Below are 26,227 nucleotides of genomic sequence, written 5' to 3' on the forward strand. Positions count from 1 at the left end.
TATAAAAATCAAAATGGAAGTTACTTTTTCGTTGGATCAAATTCAGGAAGTTGCAAAACAAATTTTAGCTCAAAACCCTAATAAAATTCTCCTTTTTAATGGAGAAATGGGTGCTGGTAAAACTACGCTAATTAAGCAGTTATGTAAAAGTCTAGGGATTGAGGATGCTACAAGCAGTCCTACTTTTTCTTTAGTTAATGAATATCATACAAATGACAATCAGACGGTTTATCATTTTGATTTTTATAGATTAAATCATGAAACAGAGGCTTTGGATATGGGAGTTGATGATTATCTATATTCAGGAAATTGGTGTTTTATAGAATGGTCCGAGAAAATCCCAAGTTTAATTCCAAATGAACATTCTGTTATTACAATTGAATTATTACCTGACGGGAAGCGTTTATTAAAATTAGTTTAATTTTATTCTAAACTGAATTTATACTTCTTGAAGTAAAGCGTATTAGCCTTGGGAATACTGTTTTATTAAAAACTTTTTACGTAATTTGTACTCTTAATTTTGCATAGACAATGTCAATAACGATAACTCCATTTACGAAACAAGAATTGTTGCCTCAAGAAGAAAAACTTGAAATTGGCAGATATAAAAGAGAACTTTTTATAGGGATTCCTAAGGAAACAAGTTATCAGGAACGTCGTATTTGTTTAACACCAGATGCAGTAAATTCACTTACTTATCAGGGACATAGAGTTATGATAGAATCTGGTGCTGGCGAAAGTTCAAGTTATACAGACAAAGAATACAGTGATGCTGGAGCAGAAGTGACAAAAGATACTAAACGTGTTTTTGGCTGTCCAATGTTATTAAAGGTTGAGCCTCCGACGATTAATGAGATTAAAATGATGAATCCGGAAACAATTTTGATTTCTGCGATTCAATTAAAAACAAAGAAAAAAACTTATTTTGAAGCTTTAGCACATAAAAAAATTACTGCATTAGCATTTGAATATATAAAAGACGAAGACGGATCTTATCCTGCTGTGAAATCATTAAGTGAAATTGCAGGAACGGCATCTATATTAATTGCAGCCGAATTGATGATTACCGATGAAATTGGAAAAGGGTTGCTATTTGGTAATATTACAGGTGTTCCTCCTACTGATGTTGTAATTTTAGGAGCAGGAACGGTTGGTGAATTTGCTGCAAAAACGGCAATTGGTCTTGGAGCTACAGTTAAGGTTTTTGACAATTCGATTACTAAATTGCGCCGTTTGCAAAATAATCTAAATCAACGTGTTTTTACATCAACCATACAACCAAAAGCGTTGTTAAAAGCATTAAGACGTTGTGATGTTGCAATTGGAGCTATGCGTGGAAAAGAACGTTGTCCGATTGTTGTTACTGAAACGATGGTTGAGCATATGAAAAAAGGTGCTGTAATTGTAGATGTAAGTATTGATACTGGTGGTTGTTTTGAAACTTCAGAAGTAACCACACACGAAAAACCTACCTTTATAAAAAGTAATGTTTTACATTATTGTGTTCCTAATATTCCATCACGATATTCTAAAACTGCTTCACTTTCAATAAGTAACATTATTACACCTTATTTATTGCAAATTGCGGAAGATGGTGGAATTGAAAGTGCTATAAGATGTAATAAAGGGTTGAAAAACGGAGTTTATGTTTATCATGGAATTTTAACTAATAAAGCCATTGGCGAATGGTTTGATTTACCTGATAATGATATTAATTTACTTGTTTTCTAAAGCATCTTTAGCGTACCTTTGCCAAAAATAGAATTCATGAAATTTACACATCGTTTTGCTTATTATTTAGTTGGTTTGGTTATTGGATGTTTCTTTGTAGGTCTTGTATTTAGTGGAAAAGATACACGTTGTAATTATTTTCCAAATGCAAGAGTTTTAAATGATTTAAGAAATAAACCATTCCACTATTCAGACGAAGCTTCTAAAGTTTTAGCAGAAAAATGGATAGATACTTCAGATATTAAAAATACATTGCAATTTGGTGATGTTGATTTTGATAAAAGCAATACAGAATATAAAAAAGGAAAATTATATGTTATTGAAGGTAAGACTTTAAAGAACCAAAAAGTAATACTTAAAGTAATTAATTATCCTGGAAAAGCTGTTCTAGAATCTATAGAAAAAAAACAAGCTGATTAGAGCCATTTGATTTCGGGAATTTCTTTTGATTTCAGAAAAACATTTGTTTTACTAAAATGTTTGTTTCCAAACCACTTCCCTTGATTGGCACTCATAGGCGATGGATGTCCAGACTCAAGAACTAAATGTTTTGTAGTATCTATTTTTCGTCCTTTTTTTTGTGCAAATGCTCCCCATAATAAGAAAACTACATTTTCTTTTTTATCTGATATGGCTTGAATTACTGCATCTGTAAATAAATTCCATTTTAGATGTTTATGACTATTTGGTGTATCTTTTCGAACAGTTAATGAAGCATTTAAAAGTAAGACGCCTTGTTTTGCCCAAGATTCTAAATTGCCAGAAGTGGGCATAAATACCGAATCAAAATCAGTATTTAATTCTCTGTAAATATTTCGTAGCGAAGGAGGTATTTTTATATTGTCATTCACAGAAAAACTTAAACCATTTGCCTCACCTACTCCATGATATGGATCTTGTCCGATGATGACCACTTTTATATCTTGAAATGTACAATGGTTAAGTGCAGAGAAAATTAAATCAATTGGTGGGAAGCAAACATTATTTTTATATTCTTCTTCTACATTTGTCATTAAATCATTAAAGTAAAGCTTTGCTATTTCTTCTGATAATATGGTTTGCCAATCTGGATTGAGGTTAATTTTCATTTCAATAAATTTTACTACAAATTACGCAAAGTTTTTTGCAAAGTACCAATTAATACTACTATTTAGTTTTAAAACTTTGTAACTTTGAAACTTTACAACTTACGTTATAATATGATATCTATTACTGATAAAACATTACAAGATTTACAATTTCCTACAGTACTCGAGACTATTTCGGATATTTGTAATACTGATATAGGCAAACAAAAAGCTTTAGAAATAACACCATTTAGAGATAAAGAAACTTTGATGCAAGCATTAATGCAAACATCTGAGTATGTTTCGTCTTTCCAAAATAATAATGCAATTCCAAATCATGGCTTCGATGCAATTAGTTATGAGATAAAATTTTTAGCAATTGAAGATAGTTTTCTTGAAGTTGGAAGTTTTAGAAAAATTGCAACTTTATCATCTACAGTTAATTTTTTATTGAATTTTTTAAAAAAATTCGATGATTATTATCCTAATCTAAATATTAGAGCTTCGCAAGTTGAATTTACTAAAGATATCATTTCGCAAATAGATGTTGTTGTAGATAAATATGGAGAGATAAAAGATAATGCTTCTCCTGAACTTGCCAATATACGTCGTGATATGAATTTGGTTCGAGGAAAAGTAAATCAAAGTTTTGGTGTAGCTTTGACACAATATAATAGTTTAGGTTATTTGGATGATATTAAAGAAAGCTTTGTACAAAACCGTCGAGTTTTAGCAGTTCTTGCAATGTATCGTCGTAAGGTAAAGGGCTCTATTTTAGGAAGTTCTAAAACGGGTAGTATTGCTTATATTGAACCTGAGACAACTCTACAATATTCTAGAGAACTAAGTAATTTAGAATATGAGGAAAAAGAAGAAGTCACGCGTATTTTAAAACAATTGTCAAATGCTATTCGCCCTTATTTATCTTTGCTGATTGAATATCAAGCTTTTTTAAGTGATATAGATGTTATTGCCGCCAAAGCAAAATATGCTAATAAGATAAATGGTATTTTGCCAACAATTACTGAAGAACGTCGCTTGTATTTTAGAGATGCTTTTCATCCAATTTTATACTTAAATAATAAGCAAAAGAACGAGATTACGCATCCGCAAACTATTGAATTAAAGCAAGATAATAGAATTATTGTTATATCTGGACCAAACGCAGGAGGTAAAACTATTTCTCTTAAAACGGTGGGATTATTACAATTAATGTTGCAATCAGGAATGTTGATTCCTGTACATGAACGTAGTGAAACTTTTTTGTTTGATAGAATTTTGACAGATATTGGTGATAATCAATCTATTGAGAATCATTTGAGTACCTATAGTTATAGGTTGAAAAACATGAATTATTTCCTTAAGAAATGCAATCGCAAAACAATGTTTTTGATTGATGAATTTGGAACGGGCTCAGATCCTGAATTAGGTGGAGCTTTGGCTGAAATTTTCTTGGAAGAATTTTATCATCGAGAAGCTTTCGGAATTATAACGACACACTATTCTAATCTTAAGATTTTAGCAAATGAACTGCCTTATGCTACAAATGCAAATATGCTTTTCGATGAAAAATCTTTGGAACCAATGTATAAATTAGTTCTTGGTCAGGCTGGAAGTTCATTCACGTTTGAAGTTGCATTAAAAAATGGAATTCCATATGGTTTAATTAATCGTGCAAAAAAGAAAATTGAAATTGGAAAAGTTCGTTTTGATAAAACTATTGCCACTTTACAAAAAGAGCGTTCTAAATTAGAAAAAACTTCTTTGAACTTAAAAGAGGAAGAAACTAGAGCGCGTGCCGAAAGTAATAAAATGGAAAATATAAATGTCAAGATAAAACAAAAACTAGAAAGCTATCAGGAATTATATGATAGTAATCAGAAGACAATTTATATTGGACAAAAAATTGAAGATATCTCTGAGAAGTATTTCAATAATAAAAATAAAAAAGAATTGATAGGCGAATTTCTGAAGATTATTGAAATTGAAAATTCTAAACGTAAAAAAGCTACTCCAAAAGAAGCAAAAGCAATAGTTGAAAAGAAAAAAGAAGTTATTGCCGAAGTTACTGTTCAAGTAGAAGAAATCCGAAAAGAGAAAAAAGAGAAAAAATTAAAAGCTGTTGTCGAAAAACCTAAAGTAACTTTAAAAGTTGGTGATCGGGTTCGAATGATTGATGGAAGATCTGTAGGAAGTATTGATTCTATCGAAAAAAATAAAGCAACTGTAAATTATGGTATTTTTACTTCGAAAGTAAATATAGACGAATTAGAATTTGTAGAAGCAGCAAAAAAATAAATTTTTATTTTTTGAACCCATTTTTAGCCTTTAAAAAAATGATTTTTTAGTAAAAAATTAAATAAAGCGATTTAAGAAAGTATTTTTAAAAATACGATTAATTAGATGGTGATTTTTTAAAAACGCCTTAAAAGTCATTTGTAAAGCTTGTTTTTTATTTGATAAACTTATAGAATTATCAATATTGATAGAATTAATTAATAGTATATGGGTTGATATTTTTAACTAGATAAACTGTATAAAGTGGTTTTGTTAAAGTTTTAAATCTGACAAAGTTTTTTTAAATTGTAAACTTAAAAAAAATGAATATACAAGATGGCATTGCTTCGTTTCTTGCAAAGAATGCTGAGAACAAAAAAATAATTCTCTTTGATGGAGTTTGTAATTTATGTGATTCGGCTGTGCAGTTTATTATCAAACATGATAAAAAAGATGTTTTTCGTTTTGCAGCTTTGCAATCTGAAATAGGTAAAGAAATTTGTAATCATATAGGAGTTGATATTGCTAAAGTTGATAGCATTATATTTTATGAACCAGGAATAGCTTATTATTACAAATCTGGAGCAGCAATTGCAATAGCTGAAAATCTTGGAATTTTCTGGAGTTGGTTTTCTGTTTTTAAAATAATCCCTGTTTTTTTAAGGGATCCGTTATATAATTATATTGCTAAGAATAGATACAAATGGTATGGCAAAAAAGAAAGCTGTATGATACCTACTCCTGAATTAAAGGTGAAGTTTTTGTAAATTCTAAATTTTACATAATATTGTCATCCCGAGGAACGAGGGATCTCTATTAGTAGCTCGACAAAGATTGGCAATTTAATTTACAGAGTTTCTTGCGGAGATCCCTTGTTTCTTGGAATGACAAAAATGAGTTTTTTTAAAATGACTATTCTAGCCCTGATGGTCGCGGCATCCTTTTTGTTTTTTCTTTAAAAATAAAAAGATATAGCAGACAGCAGGAATTAGCTTCTAAAAAAACACACTAAGTTTATTATATAAAAAAAGCCTCAAATAATTAAATTTGAGGCTTTTTTAGAAATCATAAGAATACTAGTTTCTTATTAATTTTCTGTATTTCAAACGTTTTGGAGTTAAATCTCCACCTAAACGTTTTTTCTTGTTTTCTTCGTATTCTGAGAATCCTCCTTCAAAATAATAAACTTCAGAATTTCCTTCGAAAGCTAAAATATGCGTACAAATTCTATCAAGGAACCATCTGTCGTGAGAAATAACTACAGCACAACCAGCAAAATTCTCTAAACCTTCCTCTAATGCACGAAGTGTATTTACATCTAAGTCATTCGTAGGCTCATCTAGTAAAAGTACGTTTCCTTCTTCTTTTAGTGTCATTGCTAAGTGCAAACGGTTACGTTCACCACCTGATAATGTTGAAACTTTTTTGTTTTGATCGCTTCCGCCAAAGTTAAAACGACTTAGGTAAGCACGAGAGTTTACCTGACGGCCACCCATCATGATTAATTCCTGACCATCACAGAAATTTTCCCAGATCGATTTGTTAGGATCAATATTAGAGTGCGCTTGATCTACATAAGCAATTTTTACAGTTTCACCTATTGCAAATTCACCGCTATCTGGTTGTTCTTCTCCCATAATCATTCTGAAAATAGTCGATTTACCAGCACCGTTTGGTCCGATAACTCCAACAATTCCAGCTTGTGGTAAAGTGAAATTCAGATTATCATACAACAATTTGTCTCCAAATGCTTTAGCTACATTTTTAGCCTCGATAACATTTGTTCCTAAACGCGGACCGTTCGGGATATAGATTTCTAGATTTTCATCTAGTTGTTTTTGATCTTCGTTTAATAATTTATCGTAATTCTGTAAACGCGCTTTTTGTTTTGTCTGACGCCCTTTTGCTCCCTGACGAACCCAGTCAAGTTCACGCTCTAAGTTTTTACGACGTTTTGAAGCCACTTTTTCTTCAAGTGCCATTCTGCTTGATTTTTGATCTAGCCAAGAAGAATAATTCCCTTTCCAAGGAATACCTTCACCTCTATCTAATTCTAAAATCCAACCTGCAACATTATCAAGGAAATATCTATCGTGTGTTACAGCAATTACAGTTCCTGCATATTGTGCTAAATGTTGCTCTAACCAAAGTACCGACTCAGCATCTAAGTGGTTGGTAGGCTCATCAAGTAACAATACATCAGGTTGTTGTAATAATAAACGACATAATGCTACACGACGACGCTCTCCTCCTGAAAGGTTTTTGATAGGAGTATCTCCGTCTGGAGTACGTAGCGCATCCATTGCGATTTCTAGTTTAGTATCGATTTCCCAAGCTCCCAATGCATCAATTTTATCTTGCAAAGCGGCTTGACGATCCATCAACTTATCCATTTTATCAGCATCTTCATAGTTTTCAGGAAGACCAAATAAATCGTTGATTTTATTATATTCTTCTAGAACTGCCATTGTTTCGGCAACTCCTTCACGAACAATTTCAATTACTGTTTTTTCATCGTCTAATTGTGGTTCTTGTTCTAGGTATCCTACTGTGTAACCTGGAGCAAAAACTACATCACCTTGGTAATTTTTATCAACACCAGCAATAATCTTCAAAAGTGAAGATTTTCCTGAACCATTTAAACCTAAAATACCAATTTTAGCTCCATAAAAAAAGCTTAGATAGATATTTTTTAGCACTTGCTTGTCGCTACTTGAGTATGTTTTACTCAGTTTCGACATGGAGAAAATTACTTTCTTATCGTCTGACATTATAAATTTATTTTAAAATTTTATTACTTTTTTATTTAAACTCTTCCTTTTAATGCATTGAAAACCCATGCATTGGCCAAAAAGCCTACTCCTGTTGCGGCAAATCCCCAACCAGAAACATCTCTATATCTAAAAATTCCAAGTCCAATTAGGAGAAAACCCATTATAAACATTATAAAGGTTGCCCATCCTAAGATTGTGTTTTTATTCATCCCCATAATCGCGGTATTATTTTTACATTATATAAGCTTACAAATATCGGTAATTTTAGTGGCTTAATTAAATATTTTGTAGAGCATTTCTTTTAATAAATCAGATTGTGGTAATGCATTGGCTCCCACTCCTTTACTTTTAACATCAATATCGCGTAATGCTGAAACTACCTGACTTACTTTTCTCATAGGGTAATTTTTTATAGCCAAATCATATTCTTTTAAGAAATAAGGATTTACGCCTATCGCTGTTGCAACATTTTTCGGGTTTTTATCCTTCAATCCGTGATATTTTAATAACTGTATGAAGAAACCGAAGATTAAACCTGTTGTCATAACTATTGGGTAATCTTTAGGATTGTGAGCAAAGTTTTCGGCAATTTTGTATGCTTTTATCTGATTGCGCTCTCCAATAGCTTTGCGGAGTTCAAATACATTGTAATCTTTACTAAAGCCAATGTTTTCTTCAATGTGAGTAGGCGTGATTGCAGTACCTTTTGGTAAAATTATCTGTAGTTTTTCAAGTTCATTATTAATTTTACTTAAATCTGTTCCTAAAAATTCTACTAGCATAGCATTTGCTTTGGGTTCTATAGAATATCCTTTACCAGATAAAACTCTTTTAATCCAGTCACCAACTTGATTTTCGTATAGTTTTTTACTTTCGTAAACAAGTCCTTTTTGACCTAGTAATTTAGTTACTTTTTTGCGTTTATCGAGTGTCTTATATTTGTAACAAAAGACTAAAACTGTTGTTTCCATTGGGTTTGTAGCATAAGCTTCAAGCTTATCAATTGTTCTTGATAAATCTTGAGCTTCTTTTACAATAATAACCTGACGATCAGCCATCATAGGGTAACGCTTTGCAGCCGAAACTACATCATCTACAGACACATCACGACCATACAGAACTGTTTGATTAAATCCTTTTTCTTCTTCTGAGAGGATATTTTTTTCTATATATTCGGCTAATTTGTCAATGTAGTAAGGCTCTTCTCCCATAAGAAAGTAGATAGGCTTGATGTTTCCTGCTTTAATATCATTAACAATTTTTATAACTTCATCCATAATTTTTAATTCAAGTTTAAGGTTTTCGATTATCGCTTCAATAACATGAAACTTTAAAGCCGAAACCTGAAACTATTTTATATTTTTGCCTTATGCAAAAATTAAATTTTCCCTCTTATATATTTCGATTCAAAAATAGCGAAAATAAAGTGTCTATTTTTGATGAAATCAGGAAAAAATTTATCATTCTCACACCTGAAGAATGGGTTCGTCAACATGTGGTCCAATTTTTAATAATGGAGAAGAAATACCCTAAATCATTAATTAATGTAGAGAAGGTTCTGAAAGTCAATGAATTACGAAAGCGATATGATATTGTGGTGTATAATCCAGATGGTACTATATATATATTAGTAGAATGTAAAGCGCCTGAAGTTAAAATTTCGCAAGCTACTTTTGATCAGATTGCCCGATATAATATGACTATGAAGGCACAATATTTGACAGTTACTAACGGATTGAGTCACTATTTCTGTCAAATGGATTTTGAAAATGAAAAATATGAATTCTTAAGAGAATTACCCAATTATAATTCAGTAAATAAATAAAACGCAATACACTTGGATAAAATAGCAGTTGTCATTTTAAATTGGAATGGAGTAAAATTATTAGAGCAATTTTTGCCTTCGGTAGTGCAGTTTTCGCCTGAAGCAACTATATATGTAGCGGACAATGCCTCAACTGATAGTTCTGTTGCTTATGTAAAAGAGCATTTTCCTACTGTGAAAATTGTCGTAAATACGGGTAATTACGGATATGCTCAAGGATATAATGAAGCATTAAAACATATTGATGCCGAAATATATGCATTAGTAAACTCAGATATAGAGGTTACTGAAAATTGGTTACAGCCGATTTTAGACACTTTCGTAAAAGAGCCAAAGACGGCCATTATTCAGCCAAAAATTTTAGATTTCAAAAGTAAGACTCACTTTGAATATGCTGGTGCTGCAGGTGGTTTTATTGATAAATACGGATATCCGTTTTGTAGAGGACGTATTTTTGATACTATCGAAAAGGATAATGGACAATATAATGACAGCTCTGAATTGTTTTGGGCTTCAGGAGCTTGTTTCTTTATAAGGAGTTCTGTTTATAAAGAATTAAAAGGTTTTGATGAAGGTTTTTTTGCACATCAGGAAGAAATTGATTTATGTTGGCGAGCAATTAATTTAGGTCATGATATTAAATACAATTCACAATCGGTTGTGTATCATGTAGGTGGTGCAACATTGCAGCAAGGTAACCCTAGAAAGACCTTTTTGAATTTTAGAAACTCTATGTTGATGCTTACCAAGAATTTGCCCAAAGAGGGGTTTTATGGCATTCTTTTTGCTAGATTAGTACTTGATGGTATCGCAGGGATACAATTTTTAACACAGGGGAAGTTTAATCATACTTGGGCAATAATAAAAGCTCATTTTTCTTTTTATAGTCTTTTTTCAAAGTATTATAAAAAAAGAAACAATTTTCAAACGCAAGAATACTATAAAGTTAAAAGTATTGTTTTCTTGTACTATGTGAAGAAAATCCGCGTATTTAAAGATATCTTTAACAATAATCAAATTAATAACCCTTAACTTTGTAGACATACGTCTAACTAAAATTTTATTTTTTATGAGAAAAATATTCATCGCTTTAACTGCACTAATGGTATTGTCTTCGTGTGTTTCTAAAAAGAAATACGCTGATTTAGAAGCTAAAAACAAAGAAACTCAAGATCTATTAAATTCTTGTACTGTAAAATTAAATTCTTGTTTAGAAGAAAAAGCTGGTTTAGCAGCGACAGTTGCTACTTTGAAAGAACATAACCAGACTTTAATTAGTAGTTCTAAAGATTTAACAATGCTTACTTCTAAAGGAGCTGAAAACTTAGAGAAATCTTTAGAGAGTTTAAAAGAAAAGGATTTAAAAATATCTAGACTTCAAGATGCCTTAACTAAGAAAGATAGTGTTACTCTTGCTTTGGTTACTAGCTTAAAAGGAGCTGTTGGAATCAATGATCCAGACATTGAAATTAATGTAGAAAAAGGAGTTGTATTTATTTCTATTGCTGATAAATTATTATTTAAAAGTGGTAGCTATGATGTAACTGATAAAGCTAAAACAGTTTTAGCTAAAGTTGCTAAAGTAGTTAATGATAAACCAGACTTTGAGTGCATGGTTGAAGGACATACTGATAATGTTCCTTACAAAAGTAATGGTATAATATTAGACAACTGGGACTTAAGTGTTAAACGTTCTACTGCTATTGTTCGTGTATTGACAAATGATTTAGGAGTTAACCCTGCAAAATTAATTGCAGCTGGTAGAAGTTCTTATGTACCATTGGTTGATAATGATACAGCTGAAAACAAAGCACGTAACAGAAGAACTCGTATTGTTGTTATGCCTAAAATTGACCAATTTTATGATATGGTTGAAAAAGAAATGAAAAAACAATCAGGTAAATAATCTGATCTTTCATATTATTGAATCGTAATAAAATTATGATTTCAAATAAATCAAAGCCAGTGAAATAATTTCACTGGCTTTTTTTATGTGTAATATTTTCGACTCAATTAGGCTTCAACTCCACTCTGCCAGACGGAAGATGCCACTTGTTCTGTGAGCTGAGACGAAGGGTTGCTTCTAAGAAATTTACGATAATTGTATGTGAAGAAAATTACAGATAAGACTAAGAGATTCCTATTTATAAAAACAGAAAAAGCAGGTCGAATGACCTGCTTTTGTGTATCCCTAATCTTTTTTAATAACCAATTAAATATAATTAAGAATACATTATTGTAATGACTTTTATATGATAATTTTGTTACATGGCTCTAATTTAAGGAATTAACTCCAAATACCTTGCCGAAATGATGTCTTTTTATAGAATGTCTAAGCTTCCTTTTCCTTCTCTCACTACAATTGGCTCATTTTCGGATAAATCGATTATGGTCGATGCTACGTTATCACCATAACCTCCATCAATTACCATATCTACTAAATTTTGCCATTTTTCAAAAATTAGTTCAGGATCAGTAGTATATTCGATTACATCATCTTCATCGCGAATAGATGTTGAAACAATAGGATTTCCTAACTGACGTACAATTTCTAATGCTATTGAGTTGTCAGGTACACGGATTCCGACTGTTGTTTTCTTTTTAAATTCTTTTGGCAAACTATTGTTACCAGGTAAGATAAAAGTGTACGGTCCAGGTAATGCTCTTTTTAGTAATTTAAAAGTGGATGTATCGATTTGGCGTACATAATCAGAAATATTACTTAAATCATGGCATATAAATGAGAAATTTGCTTTTTCAAGTTTAACACCTTTAATTTTTGCAATACGTTCTAATGCGCGCGAATTAGTAATATCACAACCTAAACCGTAAACAGTGTCTGTTGGATAGATAACTAGTCCTCCATTTTTTAAAACTTTAACCACTTTTGCAATTGCTGCTTCACTTGGTTTGTCTGGATATATTTTTATAAATTCTGCCATTTTTTGTTTTGTTTAAAGTTTAAATTGTTTCAGGATTCAAGTTACCGAATAATAGCTTCAATCCTGAAACTTGAAACATTTTTATCCTATTACATCTAGTTTAGCAAATCGCAATAATAATTTTTTAATTCCACCAACTTCAAACTTTATTTCTGCTTTTTTGTCAGCTCCTACTCCTTCTAGGTTAACAACTTCACCTTTACCAAATCGTTCGTGCATTACAGTGTTTCCAATGGTTAATTTGTTATCAAATAAGTTTGGGGCACTTGCATTGTTTGGATTGCTTGAAACAGGTTTTAATCTACGGACATTTAAATCCGGTTTTGGCTCGTTATTATTAGCCGTTTTAGGTGGTGTTGTTCCAATTGGTTTTGCTAATCTTAATTTAGATTTGTCGACATCACCAAAAATATCACTATCAATCATTGGTTTGTAGCGGTAATTGCTTTCTGCAGGTGTTAGGTATTCTAAATATTGAGCATCGATTTCTTCAATAAAACGTGATGGTTCACTATCTGTTAATTTCCCCCAACGGTAACGTGATTGAGCATATGTTAGATAAGCCTGATGTTCAGCACGAGTTAAAGCTACGTAAAATAAACGACGTTCCTCTTCAAGTTCGCTTCTGGTACTCATACTCATTGCGCTAGGGAATAAGTCTTCTTCCATTCCAACAACAAAAACATGTGGAAATTCTAATCCCTTAGCTAAGTGAATGGTCATCAAAGCAACCCTGTCTTCATCACTTGTGTCTTTATCTAGATCAGTAGCTAGAGCTACGTCTTCCATAAATTCTGCTAATGCACCTCTTGCTCCATCAATTTCTCGTTGCCCTTCAGTAAAATCTTTTATACCGTTAAGTAACTCTTCTATATTCTGAATTTTAGCCATTCCTTCAGGAGTAGCGTCTTTTTTAAGTTCTTGTACTAATCCTGTTTTTTTGGCAACATGATCAGTAATATAAAAAGCATCTTGGTTTTTATCAATGACTTGAAAACTTTGAATCATCGTTACAAAATCCCTGATTTTATTCTTTGTTCCGGCATTCAGTTTCAAGTCAATTTTATCAATATTGACCATCACTTCCCAAATTGAACGCTTATAATGATTAGCTGCAATTGTCAATTTTTCTACTGTAGTATCACCAATTCCACGTGCAGGATAATTAATTACGCGAACTAATGCTTCCTCATCCTTAGGATTTATTACTAAACGTAAATAACACAGAACATCTTTGATTTCCTTACGTTGGTAGAATGACAATCCACCATAAATACGATACGGAATATCACGTTTTCTCAATGCGTCTTCCATTGCACGAGATTGCGCATTGGTACGGTATAAAATTGCAAAAGCACCATTATTAAGTTGGTTTTGCATTTTTTGTTCAAAAATAGTACTGGCAACAAAACGGCCTTCTTCAGCATCTGTTAAACTTCTATGAACTTTAATTTTTGCTCCAAAATCATTGGCTGTCCAAACTATTTTATCAAGTTTGGTCTTATTATGCTCCATTATGGTATTCGCTGCTTCAACTATGTTACGAGTTGAACGGTAATTTTGCTCTAAACGATACATTATTACCCCTTCGTAATCCTTCTGGAAATTCAAAATATTATTAATATTAGCTCCACGGAATGCATAGATACTTTGCGCATCGTCTCCTACAACACAAATATTTTGAAATCTATCTGCTAAAGCTTGGACAATCAAATATTGGGAATGGTTGGTATCTTGGTACTCATCAACAAGAATATACCTAAAACGATCTTGATATTTTGCTAAAACCTCAGGAAAACGAGTTAGTAATTCATTGGTTTTAAGTAGTAAATCGTCAAAATCCATTGCTCCAGCCTTAAAACAGCGATCTACATATTGTTGGTAGATTTCTCCCATTCTAGGTCTTTTTGCCATTGCGTCTGCTTCTTGCAATTCAGGATTATTGAAATATGCTTTTACAGTAATTAGACTATTTTTATAATTGGAGATTCTGCCTAAAACCTGTTTTGGTTTATAAACATCTCTGTCTAATTGCATTTCTTTAATAATTGAAGAAATTAATCTAGCTGAATCCTGTGAATCATATATTGTGAAATTAGAAGGATATCCTAAATGATCTGCTTCTGAACGTAATATTCGAGCAAAAACAGAGTGGAACGTACCCATCCAAAGGTTTTTTGCCTCCGACGATCCCACAATATCAGATATCCTGTGTTTCATCTCACGGGCCGCTTTATTGGTAAAAGTAAGTGACAAAATATTGAACGCATCAATACCCTGAGCCATCAAATATGCTATTCTAATTGTTAAAACACGAGTTTTTCCTGAACCCGCCCCAGCAATAATAATCATTGGCCCGTCTTTCTTTAAAACAGGCTGTCTTTGTGCTTCATTGAGCTGGTCAATGTATTTTTGCATGAAATTTTTCTCCATAATTAATGCAAAAATAAGAATTTAAAAAGTAAGTTCCTAAGATGCTTAGGTACTGTGTTGCTAAGTTTTTTTGATGCACAACAAAAGGCTTAAAATAAGATTGTTTCCGCTTTCGGCTTTATCTCTTCGTTACATTACGAGGATAACGCCTCTATCAGGACTAGATTAGAAACAATTGGTTTTTAAAAGATTATGAAGTTCTAAGCGTCAAATATTAAAATATTAAAAAAGCTTAGAACCATTGCTGCTCTACCTCTCAGAAGTTCTATTTGTAAAAAACATCATAAGCAAATCGAATAAGCGTTCCGATTACTACTACCAAGAAGAATATTCGAATAAAGCCATTTCCTTTGTTAATGGCGAGTTTTGCGCCAAGCCATCCGCCAAGTCCGTTGCTTATTGCCATAGGAATTGCAATTGTCCAGATGATTTTTCCTTTAATTATAAATAGGCAGATCGAACCAAAATTTGTAGCTAAGTTGACCATTTTTGCATTTGCAGAAGCATGTAAAAAATCAAACCCCATTAAAGCAATAAATGCTACTACAAAAAAGCTTCCTGTTCCTGGGCCAATAAACCCATCGTAAAAACCAACGATTATACTAATTAAAACGGCGTATATTATTTGTGTTTTTGCTGAATGATCTTTGACTACTTGCTGACCAAAGTTCTTTTTTGCATAAGTATAAACTAATAATAACGATAAAACGACCAGTAACAGTGGTTTCATAAAATCATTGCTCACATATGTCAATAAAGTAGATCCTAAAAATGCAGATGGCACCGCTAAAACCATCATAATGAGTAATAATTTCCATTGAATGACTACTTTTTTCATGTATTGAAAAGCTGCAAAAGCGGTTCCGCTGAAGGCGGGTAATTTTAATGTTCCAATAACTGTTGATACTGGTAAGTTAGGTAATAAAATTAATCCCATTGGTGTCTGAATTAATCCGCCACCGCCTACAATGGCATCAATAAATCCTGCTGCAAAGGCAGCTAAACAAAGTAAAATTATGATATAGTCTTCCAATTATTGTGTAGTATTTGATTCAAAGTTGAAAGTTGGTAAAATTAACCTTCTTAAGTAAATATTACAATTAAAATGGTACTGAATTACGTTCAAAAAGTATATTTTTGTTTTCTCAAATTTTAAAAATGGATTCAAATAAAATCATAGAAATTATTGCTTATACATTACCTTCTGTTGTAACTGGTAGTGTGGCTTATTATTTTTTTAAATCGTATCTTACAGATAAAAAAGACACTAGAAGATGGTTATTGCAAAAAGAGGCTCAAAAACAGGCTTTACCATTGCGTTTACAAGCATATGAGCGTATTACATTGTATTTAGAACGTATTAGTTTAACTAAGTTGTTAATACGTATTGCGCCAACATCTAATGATAAAAATGAATATGAAAATCTAGTTATTGCTCAAATCGAACAAGAATTTGAACATAATTTGACACAACAAATATATATGTCTGATCAATGTTGGACTATTGTAACTACTGCTAAGAATGCTACAATTCAAATGATTCGTAAAGCAAGTATGAGCGATCGTGTTGATAGTGCAGATAAGTTACGTGAGGTTATTTTAAATGATTTATTCGATAAGCAATCACCTAGTAGTGCTGCTTTATCTTATATTAAAGATGAAGTGAGCGAAATGTGGTAATTACCTATTATCGCTCATGATTTCAGACTTGTTTTGTGCATATTCATATCCTTCTTCCCACCATTTTTTCATTTCTTCTTTATTGAAGATTAATGCGTTGTTAGTTAGTTTTGTAGGTGTATAAAACAAGTTTAGTTTTACATTTTTATTCTTTGCAATTAGCTTTCCTATCGCAATATCATGTTTTTCTACTTGATCTAATGCTATTCGAAATAAATCGATCATTAATGAAAATGGGTTTTTACCAATTGCATTTTTGGTAATATTGACTTCTGTTTCAAGGATAACAACATCTATTTCTGTAGCTCCTCTGTGTATAGCCTCACGAATTGGAACCAAGCTCGAGAATCCTCCATCACCATATTCTGAGTTGTTTTTAGAAACCAAACTCATAAAAGGAATATAGTTACTAGATATCCAAATCCAATCGCAAAATTCGTCATAGCTACAATCTTTAATTGATTTGTACTCTGCTTCATTCCTTGATAAATTTGTAACTGTTACAACAACATCAGTTTTAAGTTTTTTTAACTGATTAAATTCAGAAATAGAAAAATGATCCTTGATGTATTTTTGCAATCCTTTACTTTCTCCAAATGTTCTTTTCCCTTTAAAAAACTGACGGATTACATTAAAGTGGTTTATGGTCACAATATCAATTCCGTCTTTCTCTTTTACTACAAATGGACTAATATTAAATATTTTGCCCATGTTTACATTTGTATAAATACCATGAATTTTATGAATGTTTCCAAGGGCCAAATGTGGAATAAGTAAACTTCCAGTTGAAGTGCCTAGAAATAAATCATATTGACATTTTTTTATCTCTAATAAATATTGTGCAACTCCTCCAGCAAAAGCTCCTTTGCTTCCTCCGCCTGAAATAACCAATGCTCTCATATATGTATTGTAGTTTTTTTTAAGAGAAGAGATTAAAGAACAAAGAAAATAGACTCAACTTTGTAATCTATTATCTATCGTCTACCCTATTTATCTTCTATATTCTTTAATCTATACTCTTTAATCTATACTCTTTAATCTATACTCTTTAATCTATACTCTTTAATCTATACTCTTTTTACTCTTTCAATAAACGATTTAGCTGAAACTGTTCATTCGATGACAAATTAGGCAAAATTCTTCCAAATGAACTACGCATTTCAGTATTTTTTAATAGTATTCGAATATTGTCTCTTCCAAATTTAGAAAATTGCCACATATGATGCGTCGTTGCATTAACCAGATTTGTTAGGACCATATCGTTTGTTAATCGAAAATTAATTAATTTTTCTAACGCATTTTGACGCGTGGTAGCTTCATATTTAGGCGAGGAATATTCTATTAATTCGTTTACTAATAGTTGTGGTTCTGAAGTATAATTTGCTGTTGATAATGCCAATGAAAGCCATAATGTCCTTAGATTATAATCGTTGAAGCCAATCCAATTTTTTGATTTATCTAGATATTTATTGCGATGTGAGGGGAAATTGTTCCATAAATAAAACAAGGCTATCTCTTGTGTTTGATACGATTTATCATCAAGTAACGTTTCATATTGTATTCTGAAATCTTCAGGAATTTTATATAGAGTTGCTGCTACTTCTTGTCTAACTTGTATGTTGTTAGTGTTTAAAGCAAGTGTAAGTAATTGCTTTTTTACTTCATATTTCTCATTTTTTAGCTGGTTTACAATTGCTTTTTTAACTGTAAAATATACATCTGATTGTAAAACTTCCGATAGAAACTCTTCTTTTTCTGTTATTGTTTTTTTATTCAGTTTATCAACTTCTAAGCGTATTTGTATTGCTTTATTTTTATTCAGTAAATCATTTGCTTGTTGTGTATTAAAAGCTGTTGTCTCAAGCCATACTTTAGAGAATTCTTTTAAATTATAATTAGATAGTTTTTTTATTTCTTCAAAAAAATCATCTGTATTTACTGTTTTATAAGCATATTTCTTCAAGTAATTTTTAATTACTTTTTTAAAAGTTTTATCACCTAAGGCATCGTGTAAAACAAATAATGCCCATGCTCCTTTTTCATAAAAAGTAAGCGAACTTGCTTTAGGGTTTAAAACTGGTATTGTATCAGTTCTTGAGGCAAATTTTAGTTGTTGTGACGTTTCGTACAATTTGGAATAAAAATAATCGTCACCATAAATTTCTTTTTCAGCAAGCAATGCGTAATAGGTTGCAAAACCTTCTTGTAGCCAATGATGTGTGCTGCTTTCGGCTGTAATCAAGTTTCCAAACCAGTGGTGTGCGAGCTCATGCGCATTAACATTAGTATATTTTCTATCTTCAAATCCTGTAGAATCAACAACGTATCTGGTAGAAAATAACGTAGCGGTTGTATTTTCCATTCCAGCATATAAAAAGTCACGCACTGGGGCTTGTCTGTATATTTCCCAAGGATACTTTACTCCTATTTCTTTTTCTAGAAAATCAAAAATTTCTTTAGAGTGACGATAGGTTGGTTCGAAGCGAGAAAGGTCGTTGTTTTCGATATAATATTCTAAAGGGATTCGTGATTTAGATTTTAATGCGTTTTCTTGGTATTTTCCTATAGCAAGTACTAATAAATATGAACTCATAGGGTTTTGCATGCGGTATTGCCAAATAAACGAACTTCCATTTTCTAATTTGTCTTTCAGGATACCATTTGAAATTACTGTATAGTTTTTATCGAAGGTAATATCCATATTAAAGATTACTTTTTCATTGACATCATCAAAGCTTGGAAACCAGTTACTGGTATATCTTCCTTGTCCTTGTGTCCAGATTTCAGTATCCTCCTTATTTTCTGCGTTTATAAAATATAAAGCTTGTTTAGGCTGGACAGCATAGCTAAAAGTAAGTGTGTTTTTTCCTTTTTGAAATGGGGAAACTAATTGTAATTGCTTATTTGTGTTTATGAAAATTATTGCATCGCCATTTACCTTTATATCTGTAAAAGTCATGTTTTGCGCGTCAATTTTAATGGTATCTATGGGTTTTAAAACATCAAAATCATATTTTACATTTCCTGATACGATCTTATTTGTTGTATTGATATTAATTTCTCCTAAAACGGTTTTAAAATCAACATATTGAGTTTGTTGTGCAAAGCTGAATAGAGAAAAGAAAAAAAGAAGGTATTTCATTATTTATTTAATTTGGTACTAAGGTTTTCAAAGTTACAAAGGTTTAATGAACTAATCGAAGTAAATTTGTAAGTTTACTTTTTGAAAATTTTAAACAATTCTATTGAAAAAGATCGCCTTATTTAATTGGAGCAGCGGCAAAGACTCTGCTCTAGCATTATATAAAATACAACAAGCAAATGAATTCGAAATCAGTTGTTTACTTACTAGTGTAAACGAGCAGTTTCAGCGTATTTCTATGCATGGCGTTCGTGTAGAGTTGTTGCAGCAACAAGCAGAAAGTATTGGATTGCCTCTAGAAATCATGCAAATTCCAGAAATGCCAACTATGGAAGTGTATGAAGAAGTGATGAGTAAGACCTTAGTTAAGCTTAAAAATCAAGGAGTTAAATATTCTATTTTTGGAGATATTTTTCTTGAAGATTTGCGTAAATATCGTGAAGATAAATTAGTTGATATCGGTTTTGAAGCAGTGTTTCCGTTATGGAAAATTCCAACTAAAGATATAATTCATGAATTTATTTCTTTGGGGTTTAAAACGATTGTGGTTTGTGTAAATGAACGTTTTCTTGATAAAAGTTTTGTAAGCCGTGTAATTGATCAGGATTTTATAAATGATTTGCCAGATAATGTAGATGTGTGTGGTGAAAACGGTGAATTTCATACCTTTACCTTCGATGGGCCTATTTTTTCTAAGCCAATTAAATTTGAAATAGGAGAAATTGTGCATCGAAAATATGAAAAACCAAAGACAGAATCCAGTAATACAGCCTGTGATTCAAATGGTGATGATGCTTTTGATTATGGATTTTGGTATTGCGATTTGATATAAACTAACATACTGATTTATAAAATTAATTTAAAAACTCATTCCTATGCATATAAAAGAAAAGAGCTCTGAAATAGAAAAGATTATATTTTTCTTGGATGAAATTGGGATTAAAGTTGTTGAAAAAGAATTAGATGATACTTTTTTGCCGGGACTGTCATTAGGTTCAAGTTGTGTTTACATTGATTATAAAAAAATGTTATATCCTGGAGATATATTACATGAAGCAGGACATCTGGCTGTTACTCCTACTGCTAATCGAAAATTAATAGGAACTGATGAAATAGCTAGTGATTGGCCAACAGAAGGCGAAGAAATTGCGGCAATCCTTTGGTCTTTTGCAGCAGCAAAACATTTAGATTTGCCTTTAGAGTTAGTATTTCATCCTAATGGCTATAAGAATGATTCAGAGTGGTTAATATCAAATTTTAATGATGAAGTTTATATAGGTTTGCCTTTTCTTGAATGGGCAGGACTGGCTTTAGGAAAAGAACGAGCATCAGAAGAAGGAAAAGAAGCATTTCCTAAAATGATAAAATGGATAAGAGAATAAATTATGGATAAACTAGTACGCTCTATAAAGTTTCCGATTGTTTTTGATTCTGAAAAACTACAAAATGATCTAAAAAAGATTATTAACGAAAATTGGATTGATCATTACAATACTGATTGTTACTCAGGAAAATGGAATTCGATTGCTCTAATGTCTCCAAACGGAAAATCAGATGCTATTTATGCTTCACCAACTAATAATGAAAAAGTAGTTGAGACTGAAATCTTAAACTCCTGTACTTACTTTAAAGAAATTTTAGATGGCTTTTTATTCGAAAAAACAGCTGTCCGATTATTACAGTTGGCTGTAGGTGCAGAAGTTAAACCACATAGTGATAATTGTTTGGGATACGAAGATGACTCCTTTAGACTGCATATTCCAATAATTACCAATAGTGATGTTGAATTTATTTTAGATGGTACTCGTTTGATTATGAATGAAGGTGAATGTTGGTATATCGATGCTAATTTTATTCATTCGGTTGCAAATAGAGGTACACAAGACCGTATTCATCTTGTTATTGATGGTGTTAGAAATGAATGGACTGATGCTATGTTTTACAAGGAAGCTCCTCAAGACCAATTTGTAAAACCTGTTCCGGTGATGAGTGATGAGAAAAAGCAGCTCATTATTAATGAATTACGCTTAATGAATACGCCAATGGCAGATGAAATGATTAAAAATCTAGAGCAATAAATTCTGATTTAATTATTTAAAATAGCTAGGTGTAAAATGTAAAATATGATCTAACACATAGGAATATTGAGTTTATGTGTAAAATAGAATCCAAAATGAAAACATTTCTTTCATATAGTAGGTTTTGTGCGTTTAAATTAAGTGAAACATCTTATTTTGAAAGTACAGAAAACGATGCTACTGGGTGTTGGAATTAATTACAGCCGTTGTGCTGTTAAAGAGTAAACCTAAGTGAATAAATTAAATTTAAGAAAATATGGAACAATAATTACTTTGATTATTGTTGCTTTTTTATTTCAAAGCTGTTTAGTAAGCAGATGTCAAAGGCCTCAAATTATGGGGTATATTTATGATGAAGGTACCAAGACTCCTATTGAAAATTGTAAGGTAGGCGAAAGTTTAACCAATGCAATGGGGTATTTTAATTTAAAAGAAATGAGATATTCTCAATTTACTTTTGTGGGATATGAAGCGCCTCCACTGCATGTTAATGAAACTATTTATAAAGAAGGTTATGAAAAGAAATTTATTGATTTACATAATCCTTTTGGTGGCGGAATGAGAAAAGGTGCAGTTCATAAGGTTGATACTATTTACTTGAAAAAGAATGTAGTTACGGTTCTTAATTAATTTTTAGGTTGAAACATCAACCCAGGTTACAAGTTGCCATTTTCCATCTTTTTTTTCAAAAAAATAATCTATAAAAATACCATTATTGATTCCACGTTGTTGAATAACGGCTTTGTCTTTTTTTAGGATTAATTGTTGATTATAGTCTCTTTCTTCTGGTTTTTTATCTAGGTCAATAGTTGTGTATTTCTCTTTAGGAATTACGTAATCAACGAGTTCTAAATCATCGTTATTGATTTTTACTTTAAGCGGGAAATTAATTCTACTTATCTGAAATACAGTGTCATGATTGAATAACCTAAAGAAATGATTGAAGTCTTCAATATCGTTTTTATCACTTGCACCTACAGGCACTTTTTCTTCGTTTGCGACAACATTCTCTTCTTCGTCTTTTAAAATAGTGGTGTTTTGAGGCGCTATTTCTTTTTTACAGCTTACAATAAGCAATAGTAAAATTATAAAAGATGATTTTAGAATTGTTTTCATGCCCCTCGTCTTTCTTCGTATATTTTTAATAATTGCGTTACAGTATTCCAGTTTCTGATGGTTGCTGTTACATTAAGTTTTTTCTCGATATATTTTTGATCAAATCTAGTTTTTCCAGCTCCAACCGCATATTTGATGAATATTCTATTGCCATCAATACTAGCTTCGTCTGGCTTAAATTGACTAATTTTTAAATCATTGATGCTTTCGCTTCGCAATGCTATTGAAACAAACGCAACATATAATTTCTTGATGTCGGCATCTTTTTCTTTTAAAAAAGGATTGTTCTTAAAACAAGCTTCTAAGTCTTCTTTGCTAATCACTACAATTGGTACTTCATGTCCAAATACTTTGAAGATTTCTTGTTTAATTAAAAAGCCAACTTTTGAAGCATTGTCTTCCTCTGTGTCTACAAAAACATTACCTGACTGGATATAAGTCTGAACATTTTTAAAGCCTATATTTTCTAAAGTAGTTTTTAAAGCTTCCATTTTGATCATGTTGTGTCCAGAAACATTGATACCACGAAGTAATGCGAGATGAGTTGTCATTTGTTTTAATTTATTTTTCAAAGATATAAATATTCAAAGTCTAATAAGTCAATTTTTAAATTTCCTAATTAAAATCTATCTTCGCCTTATGAAAAAGAGTATAGAATAAAGAATATAGACTAACATCTATTCTCTTTATTCTATCTTCTAAGATATCCAATAATCGAGCAAACAAAAAAATGTCTAATAATCTTCTTCAAACTCCTATCGAATATTTAAAAGGTGTTGGTCCTAATCGGGGCGAATTGCTTCGTAAGGAATTGGGGATTCATAAATACATGGATTTAGTTAACTTTTTTCCCAATCGTTATATAGACAGAACTCGATATTATAAGATTAATGAATTGCAGAATACAGGCTCTGAAGTTCAGATTATTGGTAAAATTATCAATATAAAAACAGTTGAATTTGCTAAGAATAAAAAACGTTTAGTAGCAACTTTTGTAGATGATACGGGACAAATAGATTTAAACTGGTTTCAGGGGCATAAATGGATTCGTGAAAGTTTAAAGCTCAATGAAGTTTGTGTTATTTTTGGGAAATGTAGTTTGTACGGCAGTCAGTTTAGTATGTCACATCCCGAAATTGAATTAATGGATGAGCACCAACAAAGTCTACGTTCGGCTATGCAACCTGTTTATCCTTCAACGGAAACCTTGACAAATCGAGGTATTTCTAATCGGGTGATTAATAAACTCATGCAACAACTATTTCTGGAAACACAAACGTTGTTTACAGAAACACTTCCTGATTATTTAACAAGCGAATTAAAGCTGATTCCTAAAAGAGCCGCTTTGTTTAATATCCATTTTCCTAAAAGCACTGATGCTTTGGCGAAAGCCCAATACCGATTAAAATTTGAGGAATTGTTTTTTATTCAGTTACAGTTGATAACTAAGAATCTGATTAGGAAGCATAAAATCAAAGGGCATCCGTTTACAAAAGTGGGCGAATATTTTAATGTTTTTTATCAAAATCACTTGCCTTTTGAGCTTACAAATGCTCAAAAAAGGGTAATTAAAGAAATTCGTGTTGATATGGGGAGTAATGCTCAAATGAACCGATTATTGCAAGGAGATGTAGGTTCTGGTAAAACAATCGTTGCTTTTATGAGTATGTTATTGGCATTAGATAACGGTTTTCAGGCCTGCCTGATGGCGCCAACAGAAATCTTAGCTAATCAGCATTTTGTTGGATTATCAGAACTAGCTGCAACATTAAATATCAATATAAAAATACTAACAGGTTCTACTAAAATTGCTGCCAGACGAGTGATTCATGAAGAATTAGAGAATGGTAGTTTACATATTATAATAGGAACGCACGCTTTATTAGAAGATAAAGTGAAGTTTAAAAACTTAGGATTGGCTGTAATCGACGAGCAACATCGTTTTGGTGTGGAGCAACGTTCTAAATTATGGAAGAAGAATGAGATTCCACCACATGTATTGGTAATGACGGCTACTCCTATTCCTAGGACTTTAGCAATGAGTTTGTATGGCGATTTAGATATTTCGGTGATCGATGAATTGCCTCCAGGGCGAAAACCAATACAAACGGTTCATCGTTATGATAGTAACCGATTGAAAGTTTGGAAATTCCTTCGCGATGAAATTGCTTTAGGCAGACAAATTTATATAGTGTATCCGTTGATTCAAGAATCTGAAAAAATGGATTTCAAGGATTTAATGGATGGTTATGAGAGTATTTCTCGTGATTTTCCCCTACCCGATTATTCGATTTCTATTCTTCATGGAAAAATGAAACCTGCAGATAAAGATTCAGAAATGAAACGCTTTTCTGAAGGTAAAACTAATATAATGGTTGCTACGACTGTTATTGAAGTTGGTGTTAATGTACCGAATGCGAGTGTAATGATTATAGAAAGTGCCGAACGTTTTGGACTTTCGCAACTCCATCAATTGCGTGGTCGTGTTGGTCGTGGTGCTGAGCAGAGTTATTGTATTTTGATGACTTCTCATAAATTAAGTTCGGATAGTAAAACGCGAATGGAAACTATGGTACAAACGAATGATGGTTTTCAAATTGCCGAGGTTGACTTAAAACTTCGCGGGCCCGGTGATTTAATGGGGACGCAACAAAGTGGTGTTTTAAATCTTCAAATAGCTGATATTGTTCGTGATCGTGATATTTTATCTCTCGCTAGAAATTATGCTTTAATGGTTCTTAAAGAAGATGCGCCATTGCAAAAGCCTGAAAATGCAATATTGAAAGCTGTTTTTATTGAGTTAACGAAGAAAAAGAACATCTGGAATTATATTAGTTAGTTTTTTTTAAGTTACAAAGATTCAAAGGCTCAAAGATTCAAAGGCTCAAAGATTCAAAGGTTCAAAGTTGCAAAGGTTTAGGGGCTTAGTTCAGATGGCTATTGAGATTGTGCCTTTTTTAGTTATTTAGATTGAGACAAAAATATGAGTATACTCTATAGTTATATATGAAATTTACAATCAAAAAAAAACTATTTTTTATCTTTAAAACATAGTATCTCAGGATCTTTACAATTTTGAGTCAACAAATAAACATTTTTTTTACAATCCTTCTTAAACCTTTCTTCGGGAACGAAGTCTTAGTCCTTTTGTAGTTCTGCCCA

The 26,227-nt window shown here is 31.7% G+C and carries 25 protein-coding genes; 14 read left to right on the forward strand and 11 right to left on the reverse strand.

The features are described from left to right. Positions 1–13: 13 nt before the first annotated feature. The 3 genes from tsaE (at position 14) to EAG11_RS06600 (ending at position 2,151) form a co-directional block, all read left to right on the forward strand. Positions 14–421 carry a tRNA (adenosine(37)-N6)-threonylcarbamoyltransferase complex ATPase subunit type 1 TsaE gene (gene tsaE / locus EAG11_RS06590; RefSeq protein WP_129538477.1) on the forward strand — a complete coding sequence of 136 codons (408 nt, stop codon included), beginning with the start codon at positions 14–16 and terminating at the stop codon, positions 419–421. A 110-nt stretch (positions 422–531) separates the two neighbouring features. Beyond that, positions 532–1,731, forward strand: a complete 1,200-nt coding sequence (locus EAG11_RS06595; protein WP_164998665.1) for an alanine dehydrogenase — start codon at positions 532–534, stop codon at positions 1,729–1,731. A 36-nt stretch (positions 1,732–1,767) separates the two neighbouring features. After that, the gene (locus EAG11_RS06600) at positions 1,768–2,151 is read left to right on the forward strand and encodes a DUF4258 domain-containing protein (protein ID WP_129538478.1); all 384 of its coding nucleotides are present in this window, start codon (positions 1,768–1,770) and stop codon (positions 2,149–2,151) included. Here the strand turns inward: EAG11_RS06600 and ung are convergent. Continuing rightward, complete coding sequence (gene ung / locus EAG11_RS06605) at positions 2,148–2,819, reverse strand: uracil-DNA glycosylase (protein WP_129538479.1); 672 nt, start codon at positions 2,817–2,819, stop codon at positions 2,148–2,150. The genes EAG11_RS06600 and ung overlap by 4 nt on opposite strands. A gap of 111 nt (positions 2,820–2,930) precedes the next feature. Between ung and EAG11_RS06610 the strand changes: the two genes are divergently transcribed. Both EAG11_RS06610 and EAG11_RS06615 read left to right on the forward strand, forming a co-directional pair. Beyond that, positions 2,931–5,096 (forward strand): DNA mismatch repair protein MutS, encoded by a 2,166-nt coding sequence (locus EAG11_RS06610; protein WP_129541040.1) that lies wholly within the window; start codon positions 2,931–2,933, stop codon positions 5,094–5,096. Between the two features lie 302 nt (positions 5,097–5,398). Beyond that, positions 5,399–5,842 carry a thiol-disulfide oxidoreductase DCC family protein gene (locus EAG11_RS06615; RefSeq protein ID WP_129538480.1) on the forward strand — a complete coding sequence of 148 codons (444 nt, stop codon included), beginning with the start codon at positions 5,399–5,401 and terminating at the stop codon, positions 5,840–5,842. A 309-nt stretch (positions 5,843–6,151) separates the two neighbouring features. Here the strand turns inward: EAG11_RS06615 and ettA are convergent, their stop codons facing one another. The 3 genes from ettA to holA are packed head-to-tail and all read right to left on the reverse strand — an operon-like array spanning position 6,152 to position 9,126. Then, positions 6,152–7,846 (reverse strand): energy-dependent translational throttle protein EttA, encoded by a 1,695-nt coding sequence (gene ettA, locus EAG11_RS06620; RefSeq protein WP_129538481.1) that lies wholly within the window; start codon positions 7,844–7,846, stop codon positions 6,152–6,154. Between the two features lie 35 nt (positions 7,847–7,881). Further along, positions 7,882–8,064 carry a CAL67264 family membrane protein gene (locus tag EAG11_RS06625; RefSeq protein WP_129538482.1) on the reverse strand — a complete coding sequence of 61 codons (183 nt, stop codon included), beginning with the start codon at positions 8,062–8,064 and terminating at the stop codon, positions 7,882–7,884. 57 nt (positions 8,065–8,121) lie between these two features. Beyond that, the gene (holA, locus tag EAG11_RS06630; RefSeq protein WP_129538483.1) at positions 8,122–9,126 is read right to left on the reverse strand and encodes a DNA polymerase III subunit delta; all 1,005 of its coding nucleotides are present in this window, start codon (positions 9,124–9,126) and stop codon (positions 8,122–8,124) included. A gap of 92 nt (positions 9,127–9,218) precedes the next feature. Between holA and EAG11_RS06635 the strand changes: the two genes are divergently transcribed. Genes EAG11_RS06635 through EAG11_RS06645 form a run of 3 tightly spaced genes read left to right on the forward strand, consistent with a single transcriptional unit; the run spans position 9,219 to position 11,580 of the window. Continuing rightward, complete coding sequence (locus tag EAG11_RS06635) at positions 9,219–9,674, forward strand: type I restriction enzyme HsdR N-terminal domain-containing protein (RefSeq protein WP_129538484.1); 456 nt, start codon at positions 9,219–9,221, stop codon at positions 9,672–9,674. Positions 9,675–9,686: 12 nt separating this feature from the next. After that, positions 9,687–10,706, forward strand: a complete 1,020-nt coding sequence (locus EAG11_RS06640) for a glycosyltransferase family 2 protein (RefSeq protein ID WP_129538485.1) — start codon at positions 9,687–9,689, stop codon at positions 10,704–10,706. A 37-nt stretch (positions 10,707–10,743) separates the two neighbouring features. Continuing rightward, entirely contained in the window at positions 10,744–11,580 is an 837-nt protein-coding gene (locus EAG11_RS06645; protein WP_129538486.1) for a flagellar motor protein MotB, read from the forward strand. Positions 11,581–11,995: 415 nt separating this feature from the next. On the opposite strand, the gene EAG11_RS06650 is transcribed toward EAG11_RS06645, so the two are convergent. From EAG11_RS06650 to EAG11_RS06660, 3 genes are all read right to left on the reverse strand, one after another. After that, positions 11,996–12,616, reverse strand: coding sequence for an L-threonylcarbamoyladenylate synthase (locus tag EAG11_RS06650; protein ID WP_129538487.1), 621 nt, complete (start codon positions 12,614–12,616; stop codon positions 11,996–11,998). A gap of 81 nt (positions 12,617–12,697) precedes the next feature. Continuing rightward, positions 12,698–15,034, reverse strand: coding sequence for an ATP-dependent helicase (locus EAG11_RS06655; RefSeq protein WP_129541041.1), 2,337 nt, complete (start codon positions 15,032–15,034; stop codon positions 12,698–12,700). A gap of 280 nt (positions 15,035–15,314) precedes the next feature. Beyond that, the gene (locus EAG11_RS06660; protein WP_129538488.1) at positions 15,315–16,082 is read right to left on the reverse strand and encodes a TSUP family transporter; all 768 of its coding nucleotides are present in this window, start codon (positions 16,080–16,082) and stop codon (positions 15,315–15,317) included. A gap of 125 nt (positions 16,083–16,207) precedes the next feature. Between EAG11_RS06660 and EAG11_RS06665 the strand changes: the two genes are divergently transcribed. Then, positions 16,208–16,729 carry a hypothetical protein gene (locus EAG11_RS06665; RefSeq protein ID WP_129538489.1) on the forward strand — a complete coding sequence of 174 codons (522 nt, stop codon included), beginning with the start codon at positions 16,208–16,210 and terminating at the stop codon, positions 16,727–16,729. Here the strand turns inward: EAG11_RS06665 and EAG11_RS06670 are convergent, their stop codons facing one another. Further along, complete coding sequence (locus EAG11_RS06670; protein ID WP_129538490.1) at positions 16,730–17,629, reverse strand: patatin family protein; 900 nt, start codon at positions 17,627–17,629, stop codon at positions 16,730–16,732. A gap of 178 nt (positions 17,630–17,807) precedes the next feature. Beyond that, positions 17,808–19,871, reverse strand: coding sequence for a M1 family metallopeptidase (locus EAG11_RS06675; RefSeq protein ID WP_129538491.1), 2,064 nt, complete (start codon positions 19,869–19,871; stop codon positions 17,808–17,810). A 103-nt stretch (positions 19,872–19,974) separates the two neighbouring features. Here EAG11_RS06675 and EAG11_RS06680 point away from each other — a divergent pair, with 103 nt between their 5' ends. From EAG11_RS06680 to EAG11_RS06695, 4 genes are all read left to right on the forward strand, one after another. Next, positions 19,975–20,703 carry a diphthine--ammonia ligase gene (locus tag EAG11_RS06680; RefSeq protein WP_129538492.1) on the forward strand — a complete coding sequence of 243 codons (729 nt, stop codon included), beginning with the start codon at positions 19,975–19,977 and terminating at the stop codon, positions 20,701–20,703. Positions 20,704–20,746: 43 nt separating this feature from the next. After that, positions 20,747–21,253, forward strand: coding sequence for a hypothetical protein (locus EAG11_RS06685; protein ID WP_129538493.1), 507 nt, complete (start codon positions 20,747–20,749; stop codon positions 21,251–21,253). Between the two features lie 3 nt (positions 21,254–21,256). Beyond that, positions 21,257–21,949, forward strand: a complete 693-nt coding sequence (locus EAG11_RS06690; RefSeq protein WP_129538494.1) for an aspartyl/asparaginyl beta-hydroxylase domain-containing protein — start codon at positions 21,257–21,259, stop codon at positions 21,947–21,949. A 231-nt stretch (positions 21,950–22,180) separates the two neighbouring features. Beyond that, entirely contained in the window at positions 22,181–22,579 is a 399-nt protein-coding gene (locus EAG11_RS06695; RefSeq protein WP_242499278.1) for a hypothetical protein, read from the forward strand. 3 nt (positions 22,580–22,582) lie between these two features. Here the strand turns inward: EAG11_RS06695 and EAG11_RS06700 are convergent, their stop codons facing one another. Together EAG11_RS06700 and EAG11_RS06705 are read right to left on the reverse strand one after the other, a co-directional pair. After that, a complete protein-coding gene (locus tag EAG11_RS06700) occupies positions 22,583–23,065 on the reverse strand; it encodes a DUF4348 domain-containing protein (RefSeq protein WP_129538495.1) in 483 nt (160 codons plus the stop codon). After that, the gene (locus tag EAG11_RS06705; RefSeq protein ID WP_129538496.1) at positions 23,062–23,616 is read right to left on the reverse strand and encodes a DUF1697 domain-containing protein; all 555 of its coding nucleotides are present in this window, start codon (positions 23,614–23,616) and stop codon (positions 23,062–23,064) included. Before EAG11_RS06705 ends, EAG11_RS06700 begins: the two co-directional genes overlap by 4 nt. Before the next feature lie 179 nt (positions 23,617–23,795). On the opposite strand from EAG11_RS06705, the gene recG reads away from it, so the two are divergent. Next, positions 23,796–25,904, forward strand: coding sequence for an ATP-dependent DNA helicase RecG (gene recG / locus EAG11_RS06710; RefSeq protein WP_129538497.1), 2,109 nt, complete (start codon positions 23,796–23,798; stop codon positions 25,902–25,904). The last annotated feature ends 323 nt before the right edge of the window (positions 25,905–26,227 follow it).

The sequence above is a fragment of the Flavobacterium sp. 140616W15 genome (assembly GCF_003668995.1).
Lineage (GTDB): Bacteria > Bacteroidota > Bacteroidia > Flavobacteriales > Flavobacteriaceae > Flavobacterium.

Bases quoted from the DNA above. Each gene is read 5' to 3' on its own strand.
- tsaE (WP_129538477.1), top strand. From the start codon at position 14: ATGGAAGTTACTTTTTCGTTGGATCAAATTCAGGAAGTTGCAAAACAA.
- EAG11_RS06595 (WP_164998665.1), top strand. From the start codon at position 532: ATGTCAATAACGATAACTCCATTTACGAAACAAGAATTGTTGCCTCAA.
- EAG11_RS06600 (WP_129538478.1), top strand. From the start codon at position 1,768: ATGAAATTTACACATCGTTTTGCTTATTATTTAGTTGGTTTGGTTATT.
- ung (WP_129538479.1), bottom strand. From the start codon at position 2,819: ATGAAAATTAACCTCAATCCAGATTGGCAAACCATATTATCAGAAGAA.
- EAG11_RS06610 (WP_129541040.1), top strand. From the start codon at position 2,931: ATGATATCTATTACTGATAAAACATTACAAGATTTACAATTTCCTACA.
- EAG11_RS06615 (WP_129538480.1), top strand. From the start codon at position 5,399: ATGAATATACAAGATGGCATTGCTTCGTTTCTTGCAAAGAATGCTGAG.
- ettA (WP_129538481.1), bottom strand. From the start codon at position 7,846: ATGTCAGACGATAAGAAAGTAATTTTCTCCATGTCGAAACTGAGTAAA.
- EAG11_RS06625 (WP_129538482.1), bottom strand. From the start codon at position 8,064: ATGGGGATGAATAAAAACACAATCTTAGGATGGGCAACCTTTATAATG.
- holA (WP_129538483.1), bottom strand. From the start codon at position 9,126: ATGGATGAAGTTATAAAAATTGTTAATGATATTAAAGCAGGAAACATC.
- EAG11_RS06635 (WP_129538484.1), top strand. From the start codon at position 9,219: ATGCAAAAATTAAATTTTCCCTCTTATATATTTCGATTCAAAAATAGC.
- EAG11_RS06645 (WP_129538486.1), top strand. From the start codon at position 10,744: ATGAGAAAAATATTCATCGCTTTAACTGCACTAATGGTATTGTCTTCG.
- EAG11_RS06650 (WP_129538487.1), bottom strand. From the start codon at position 12,616: ATGGCAGAATTTATAAAAATATATCCAGACAAACCAAGTGAAGCAGCA.
- EAG11_RS06655 (WP_129541041.1), bottom strand. From the start codon at position 15,034: ATGCAAAAATACATTGACCAGCTCAATGAAGCACAAAGACAGCCTGTT.
- EAG11_RS06665 (WP_129538489.1), top strand. From the start codon at position 16,208: ATGGATTCAAATAAAATCATAGAAATTATTGCTTATACATTACCTTCT.
- EAG11_RS06670 (WP_129538490.1), bottom strand. From the start codon at position 17,629: ATGAGAGCATTGGTTATTTCAGGCGGAGGAAGCAAAGGAGCTTTTGCT.
- EAG11_RS06675 (WP_129538491.1), bottom strand. From the start codon at position 19,871: ATGAAATACCTTCTTTTTTTCTTTTCTCTATTCAGCTTTGCACAACAA.
- EAG11_RS06685 (WP_129538493.1), top strand. From the start codon at position 20,747: ATGCATATAAAAGAAAAGAGCTCTGAAATAGAAAAGATTATATTTTTC.
- EAG11_RS06690 (WP_129538494.1), top strand. From the start codon at position 21,257: ATGGATAAACTAGTACGCTCTATAAAGTTTCCGATTGTTTTTGATTCT.
- EAG11_RS06700 (WP_129538495.1), bottom strand. From the start codon at position 23,065: ATGAAAACAATTCTAAAATCATCTTTTATAATTTTACTATTGCTTATT.
- EAG11_RS06705 (WP_129538496.1), bottom strand. From the start codon at position 23,616: ATGACAACTCATCTCGCATTACTTCGTGGTATCAATGTTTCTGGACAC.
- recG (WP_129538497.1), top strand. From the start codon at position 23,796: ATGTCTAATAATCTTCTTCAAACTCCTATCGAATATTTAAAAGGTGTT.